Genomic DNA, 7,648 nt, shown 5'->3' with positions numbered 1-7,648 from the left:
AACTGGTGCAAGAGAGCACAATCTTAAAAATTTAAACCTTGAAATTCCTAAAAATAAATTAGTAGTTTTTACCGGTCTTAGCGGCAGTGGTAAGAGCACACTAGCCTTTGACACGCTCTATGCCGAGGGGCAGCGTAGATACATGGAGAGTCTTAGCAGCTACGCTAGGCAGTTTTTAGACCGCGTGGGAAAGCCTGATGTCGATAAGATCGAGGGTTTAACGCCTGCAATTGCAATAGATCAAAAGACCACCTCTAAAAACCCTCGCTCAACGGTAGGCACGATCACTGAAATTTATGATTATCTAAGGCTTTTATATGCAAGGGTTGGCGTGCAGCACTGCCATAAATGCGGAAAACCTATCTCAAAAATGAGTGCGAGCGACATCATAAATGAAATTTCAAAGCTCCCGCTTGGCGCAAAAGTGATCATCTATGCGCCGCTAGTTCGTGAGAAAAAGGGCACATGGGCGGACTTGATAGAAAATTTACGCCAAAAAGGCTTTGTTAGAGCACAGATAGATGGCGTAGTGGTGAGGCTTGATGAGGAGATCGAGCTTGCAAAAACGAAAAAACATACGATAAAGGTCATCGTTGATAGGATCGCCATCGATGAGCAAAATCACGAGCGTCTTGCAAGCGACGTGGAAAAGGCGCTAAATGAGAGCTTTGGCGAGGTCGAGGTCGAGATCGCAAATGCCAACGAGCTGGGTTTAAAAGATAGCTTTATACATTACAGCGAGCACATGGCTTGTTTTGACTGCAAAATTTCATTTACGCCGCTTGAGCCGCTAAGTTTTAGCTTTAACTCGCCAAAGGGCGCTTGCGAGCACTGTGACGGACTTGGTATAAGGTATAGCCTAGATATGAGCAAGATCATCGACGAGGAAAAGTCGATAGAAAATGGCGCTATCAAGCTACTTTACGGCTACAATATGAGCTATTACTATAAATTTTTACTTGCGTTTTGTGAGCAAAATGAGATCTACATTAAAAAGCCATATTACGAGCTTAGTGAAGATGAAAAAAGGCTCGTTTTATACGGCAACGTCAAGGATGTTGAGTTTTTTTGGAAGCGGAACAAACTACTTAGAAAATTTGATGGTGTGGTTAAAATTTCACACGGGCTCTTGAAGGACTATAAGGACTTTGACGAGTATATGAGCGAGAAAATTTGTGACGCTTGTAACGGACACAGACTAAAGCCTCAAAGTCTAGCGGTCAAGGTCGCTGGCCTTGGACTTGGCGAAATTTTGGATATGAGTATAGAAAACTGCACCGCATTTTTCTCAAACGAGAAAAATTTTACCTATCTTAGCGACTACGACAAGGCGATCGCAAAGCCTATCTTAAAAGAGATCAACGAAAGACTTTTCTTTTTGTATGACGTGGGGCTTGGCTACTTGTCGCTTGGGCGTGATGCTAGGACGATCAGTGGTGGCGAGGCGCAGCGCATCAGGATCGCAAGCCAGATAGGAAGTGGGCTAAGTGGTGTCATGTATGTGCTTGATGAGCCAAGTATCGGCCTTCATGAGCGAGATACTCTAAAACTTATAAAAACACTTAGAAATTTACAAGCTAAAGGCAACTCCGTGATCGTCGTCGAGCATGATAAAAAGACGATAGATGAGGCTGACTATATCGTAGATATCGGCCCTGGAGCTGGTAAATTTGGCGGTAGCGTGGTCTTTGCAGGCACGGCAAAAGAGCTTTTAAGCTCAGCCACTCAGACTGCACAATACATAAATGGTAAGAAAAAGATCGACTATCAAAAAAATAGGAAAGCTGAGAAGTGGCTCGAAATTTCAAATGTAAATATCAACAATATCTCAAATTTAACCGCTAAATTTCCGCTTAGAAATTTAGTTGGCATCACCGGTGTCTCAGGATCTGGTAAGAGCTCGCTAGTACTTCAGACCTTGCTTCCAGAGGCGCAGGAGCAGTTAAACAGAGTCAAAAAGGTGAAAAAGATAGCTGGGGTAAATTTAAGCGGACTTGAGAATTTAGACAAGGTTATTTATCTTGATCAAAGCCCGATCGGCCGCACTCCACGCTCAAATCCAGCGACTTATACTGGCGTAATGGATGAGATAAGAAATTTGTTTGCGCAGACCAAAGAGGCAAAGCTTAGGGGTTATAAAATAGGGCGCTTTAGCTTCAACGTCAAAGGAGGGCGCTGCGAGAAGTGTCAAGGCGAGGGCGAGATCACGATCGAGATGCACTTTTTGCCTGATATCAACGTGGTTTGTGACGTTTGTGATGGCGCTAGGTATAACGCTCAGACTTTGGAAATTTTATACAAAGGCAAAAACATCGCCGAGGTGCTAAATATGAGCATAGATGAGGCGGTTGAGTTCTTTAAGGCTGTGCCAAAGATCGCTTCAAAGCTCACGACACTGCAAGACGTGGGGCTTGGCTACATCACACTTGGACAAAATGCGGTCACACTTAGTGGCGGTGAGGCGCAGCGCGTAAAGCTAGCAAAAGAGCTTAGTAGAAGCGACACTGGAAATACGCTTTATATCCTTGATGAGCCAACGACAGGACTTCATTTTGCCGATGTTGATAGGCTGGTAAAGGTGCTAAATCACCTAGTTGATCTTGGAAATTCTGTCTTTGTGATCGAGCATAATATGGATGTCATCAAAAACTGCGACTACATCTTAGATATGGGACCAGAAGGTGGCGCAAAAGGCGGTAAAGTGATAGCGTGCGGAAATGTCAAAGAGGTAGCTAAAAACTACAAAAAAAGTGGCAGCTACACAGGGGAATTTCTAGCACAAGAGCTTGCTTTGTTAAAAGCGAAATAAAATAAATTTAGTAGTTTGGTGTTTGTCTAAAATGCCAAGCTATATATAATAAGTAAGATAAATTAAATTTGTTAAATTTTTAGTGGATTTAAAAAGAAAAAGGGGCGAACGCCCCTGGGGTTATGCAGCTGGATAAACAGATACTTTTTTTCTGTTTTTATCTAGTCTTTCAAATTTTACAAAGCCATCAACTAATGCAAAAATAGTGTGATCTTTGCCAAGACCTACGTTATTTCCAGCGTGAGTTGCTGTTCCTCTTTGGCGGATGATTATATTTCCAGCACGAACGAACTCGCCACCAAATTTCTTAACACCTAATCGGCGTCCGATACTATCACGGTTATTCTGGGTTGAACCTTGACCTTTTTTGTGTGCCATATCTTATCTCCTTAAGCTGCGATACTTACGACTTTTACACGTGTAAATTGTCTTCTAAAGCCGCGTTTTAGTTTTGAGTCTTTACGTCTGCGTTTTTTGTAGATAACTACTTTTTTGTCTTTACCTTCATTAACGACCTCAAGAACAACTTTTGCACCCTTAACAAATGGCGCACCTACCTTTACTTCGCCGTCATTTACAGCTAAAACTTCTGTAATCTCAACGGTTGATTTAGCTTCAGCGCTAAAGTGATCTAGCTTAAGGAACTCGCCCTCGCTAACACGATATTGCTTGCCGCCATGCTTAAATATAGCGTATTTTGACATACTCTACCTTTCTAAAATTTGGTAAGACCAAAAAGCACTTTTTTACAAAAGATTTATGGAGCTTTGTTGGTTGTAAGGTGTGAATATTATCTAAAAGTTTATAAATTCTACTTTAATGCCCCTGATCTTATGATCTCGTCGGCTAAATTTCTTATCATAGAGCTATGATCTAGAAAAAATGTTTTGTCATTTGGCAAATGTGGCTGATATATCAGCGTTTTGGCTACTGGTGCGCTTAAGATCACATTTATCAGTTTAAATTCAGGCGGCAAGACAAAATAAAGTTTTGGCTTGGGAATTTCATTTTGAAAGAGCCTTTGTGCGTAAAATTTACTGAAATTTTCATTTTTTGGTAGCTTTATCTCTTTAAAGAGTTCAAGCGGTAAAAAGTAGCGCGCTAGTGCGTGAAGTCCGTGCGCAAAGATGTAGAGCCGCTTTTCAAATTTAGGCGCATCTGTCCTGCCAAAAGTGGAGCAAAATTTCTGCAAATGCTCACTCATGGCAGCCGTATCTTTTTCGTGTAGAGCAAGCACAAATTTAACTACCTCTCTTTCGTTTGCTGGCTTTTTGGACTCTGCAAAGGCGTGAGCCTTTTCTAGGGCAGGATCAAGTAAATTTTCATCTTGCCAAAGTATCGCTGTGAGCAGATCGTGCATCACACATAGAAATTTATAGCCGTTTTTGCTAGGTGGCAGGCCTTTTGGAAAGATCCTTGCCATACTATCTGTGTCACCGCAAGCGATAGCAAAAAATGCTGGGATCAGCTTCTCACACTGGTCATATCCACCGCTGCAGCCTGGGAGTAAATTTAGCTTAGCGTATTGAAAGATGAGATCATTTAGTGCCTCGGTGTCGCCCTCAGCTAGGCACTTTTCAAGGCAAAAGTCGTAGCGTCTAGCTCTTGAAAAAGAGAGTAATCGTATGAGCTCACATAAAAAGTCGTAATCGTCTAAATTTTTCTCTTTTATCTCGGCGTAAATGCTTGCATACTCGTCTAAAAGTAGCTCTTCATCGCTTTTTGGTTGTTTTTTGGCTTTGAAAATGTTAAATAAGCTTTCTAAAAATGACATTTTGTGTCTCCTTATTTTTGCTAATTTTAGCCAAAAACGCCTAAAATGGCTTAGTTTTTTGGCTCACAAAAAGTTAAATTTAGCGGATATTTTAACCGCATTTTGGCTATAATCGCCCAAATTTAAGCAACTCTAGGACAAAAATGGCAGGCGAAGATCAGGAAAAAACCGAAGAAGCGACCCCCAAAAAGATAGAAGACGCCAAAAAGGACGGCAACGTCCCTAAAAGTCAGGACCTATCAGGCTTCGTGACCCTAGTCATCGCTATTGGCGTGTTGCTTGCGATGCTAAATTTCATGAAAGATCAGGTCATCTCGCTTTATATCTACTACTCTAAATTTATCGGTCAGCCACTGACCTTGCAAACGGTAAAAATGATCGTTGTAAATACCTTTGGTAGGGCACTTCTGATGATATTGCCAGTTTGTATCTGCGTCGCGGTCGCTGGCATAATCGCAAATGTAATGCAGTTTGGTTTTATATTTACCACAAAGCCTATAACGCCAAATTTTGGCAAGATAAATCCACTAAAAGGGCTAAAAAATTTATTTTCTATGAAAAAGGCGATCGAGAGTGTCAAGATCGTCGTTAAAGTAAGCATTGTCTTTGGCGTTGGATTTTACTTTTTCTTGCAGTTTATCAAAGAGCTTCCGCACACGCTATTTTTTTCTATGTTTGACCAGCTCGCGTGGCTAAAAGAGAAGCTCATAATCCTAGTTAGCGTCATGCTTTTTATACTTTTTGTGATCGGCCTTGCTGACCTGCTTATCGTGCGTTTTCAGTATTTTAAAGACCTTCGCATGAGCAAGCAAGAGATCAAGGACGAGTATAAGCAGATGGAGGGCGACCCACAGGTAAAAGGCAGGATCCGCCAAGCACAAATGCGTGCAGCTAAGCGGCGAATGATGCAAAATATCCCACAAGCTGACGTCGTCATAACAAACCCAACTCACTACGCCGTGGCGATCAGATACGATAAAAGCCGCGATGAAGCTCCGATAATACTTGCTAAAGGGGTTGATTTCTTAGCGCTTCAGATAAAGAAAGTGGCTGTTGAAAACGGAGTGCAAATTTATGAAAATCCACCACTTGCAAGGGAGCTTTATAGAGTTTGTGAGGTCGATGATACGATACCAGCGCACCTTTTTAGAGCAGTGGCTGAAGTACTAAGCTTTGTTTATATGAGCAATAAGCAGAAATTTCAAGATAAGCTTTGATAGTGTTAAGCCAAAAAATTTTATAAAAATAGTAGTAAATTTTGTAGAAAAAAGACAAGCTGCCTTTAAAACAGCTTGTCAGAAATAAAATCTTAGTTAAGATATCCGTAGATATTTGCTAGCACCCAACCAACGGCACAAGAGCTAAATACACCTATGAAACCAGGTATGATAAAGCTGTGGTTGATTACATATTTGCCAATGTGCGTTGTGCCTGAGCGGTCAAACTGCACGGCTGCAAGGTCGCTTGGATATGTTGGAAGGATGAAGTATCCATAGCAAGCAGTAGCAAACGCAACAATAACGCCTGGATGAACGCCTATTTGAACAGCGAGTGGCACGAAAGTAGCAGCTGCAGCAGCTTGAGAGTTTAGGAATTTTGATATAAGCATACCAACTATGATATACATCCAAGGATATGCTTTCATAACCTCACCAAGTGAGCCTTTAAGCATATCAATGTGAGAGTGGAACATTGTCTCAGCCATCCAGCTAATGCCGTAAATCGCAACAAGCGCAACCATACCGCTGTGGAAAATTTCATTTTGACCGATTTTGGCTGCTTTGATACCTGAGTAGATCATCATGATAGATGCTGCTAAAAGCATGAAAATTTGGATCGTATCAACCATGCCAAGTGGTGCAGTCTTTTTCATGGTATCTTTTACTACGATGCTAGCGTTTGCGATAGTTTCGCTTTTATCGCCTGCAGTGATAACAACATCAGCGCCGTTTGAAACAATACTTTGTGTTACTTTATTGTCTTTGTCTAGCACTTGAACGCTTGTAAATTTAGTAGCGTCTTTTACTTTATTGTCTTTTACGTTTGAAACGATTTTGCTATCGCCAACCATAGAAACAACTTGTCCGTCTTTAACAGTGATATTTTTAACCGTTTTTTTATCTACGATTATTTCTATTGATTTACCAGGAACGTTACTTGTCCAGCTTGGGCGAAGTTGTTTGTAATAGCCCAAAACCGCAACGACAGCGATTGTAGCAAGGAATATCCACATAACATTCCATTGTTTTTTTGGTAAATGCACACCGATCAATGAATGTGCCTCATCAGAACCATATATATATTTTCTTTGCTCTGGATCAGCTATTTTTGCTTGGAATTCTGGATCTTTATCAAGATCTTTACCTCTAAATACTGAGTAAGTTCCTATACAAAGCACGCCCAAAAATGTAGAAGGAATGGTAACTTTTAATAGATCAACATAGCTTGTAAAGCCCTCAATATGAACTGTGCCAGTACCAAGAAGAACAGCAACCATAGACACACCAGCAACTGAAACTGGGCTTGCGATAATAGCAAGTTGTGAAGAGATCGTAGTAGCTGCCATCGGACGTTCTGGACGGATGCCACTTTTCATTGATACGTCATATATGATCGGTAAAAGTGTATAAACTGTGTGACCTGTACCGCATAGCACTGTTAGTGTCCAGCCGCAAATCGGCGCAAGATAGCAAACTGTTTTTGGATGTTTTCTGAGCGCTTTTTCAGCTATCTGAAGCATAACATCAAGACCACCAGCTGCTTGAAGTGTAGCGCTTGCTACAACAACTGCAAGAATAGTTAATATAACATCAATAGCAGGCTTACCTGGTTTTAAATTAAATGCAAATACCAAAATAACAAGACCGATGCCGCCAAGGACACCAAGTGCCATACCACCTTTTTTTGCTCCGTAGAACAAACAGCCGAGCACGACAATCAATTGTAAGAAAAACTGCGTACTCTCAGACAAACTTGTAAGAAATTCCATGATTTCTCCCTTTTCAAAAATTACGCAATGAGTATATAAATATTAAAATTAAATACTAATTAAAAAAGATGTGTAG

6 protein-coding genes are annotated in these 7,648 nt (G+C 41.0%); 2 read left to right on the top strand and 4 right to left on the bottom strand.

The genetic code is table 11. From position 1 onward, the window contains the following. Window positions 1-2,809, top strand: a 2,809-nt coding sequence (gene uvrA / locus F3G86_RS03825) for an excinuclease ABC subunit UvrA (RefSeq protein WP_149723158.1), incomplete at its 5' end; no start/stop codon positions are given. Between the two features lie 120 nt (window positions 2,810-2,929). Here uvrA and rpmA read toward each other — a convergent pair. The 3 genes from rpmA to F3G86_RS03810 all read right to left on the bottom strand — a co-directional run bounded on the left by rpmA (window position 2,930) and on the right by F3G86_RS03810 (window position 4,583). After that, on the bottom strand, window positions 2,930-3,187 hold the full coding sequence (rpmA, locus tag F3G86_RS03820; RefSeq protein ID WP_002942569.1) for a 50S ribosomal protein L27: 258 nt from the start codon (window positions 3,185-3,187) through the stop codon (window positions 2,930-2,932). 11 nt (window positions 3,188-3,198) lie between these two features. Further along, window positions 3,199-3,513 carry a 50S ribosomal protein L21 gene (gene rplU, locus F3G86_RS03815; protein WP_002942523.1) on the bottom strand — a complete coding sequence of 105 codons (315 nt, stop codon included), beginning with the start codon at window positions 3,511-3,513 and terminating at the stop codon, window positions 3,199-3,201. Window positions 3,514-3,620: 107 nt separating this feature from the next. Further along, window positions 3,621-4,583, bottom strand: coding sequence for a hypothetical protein (locus F3G86_RS03810; RefSeq protein ID WP_149723040.1), 963 nt, complete (start codon window positions 4,581-4,583; stop codon window positions 3,621-3,623). A gap of 143 nt (window positions 4,584-4,726) precedes the next feature. Between F3G86_RS03810 and flhB the strand changes: the two genes are divergently transcribed. Next, window positions 4,727-5,800, top strand: a complete 1,074-nt coding sequence (gene flhB, locus F3G86_RS03805; RefSeq protein WP_149723039.1) for a flagellar biosynthesis protein FlhB — start codon at window positions 4,727-4,729, stop codon at window positions 5,798-5,800. A gap of 92 nt (window positions 5,801-5,892) precedes the next feature. Here flhB and F3G86_RS03800 read toward each other — a convergent pair whose 3' ends face one another. Next, window positions 5,893-7,572, bottom strand: a complete 1,680-nt coding sequence (locus F3G86_RS03800) for an anaerobic C4-dicarboxylate transporter (protein ID WP_149723038.1) — start codon at window positions 7,570-7,572, stop codon at window positions 5,893-5,895. Between the last annotated feature and the right edge of the window lie 76 nt (window positions 7,573-7,648).

Source organism: Campylobacter concisus, from assembly GCF_902460595.1.
Taxonomy (GTDB): Bacteria; Campylobacterota; Campylobacteria; order Campylobacterales; family Campylobacteraceae; genus Campylobacter_A; species Campylobacter_A concisus_BL.
Note: the sequence above shows the minus strand (reverse complement) of the source record. Positions and strands in the feature narration are given on the sequence as shown.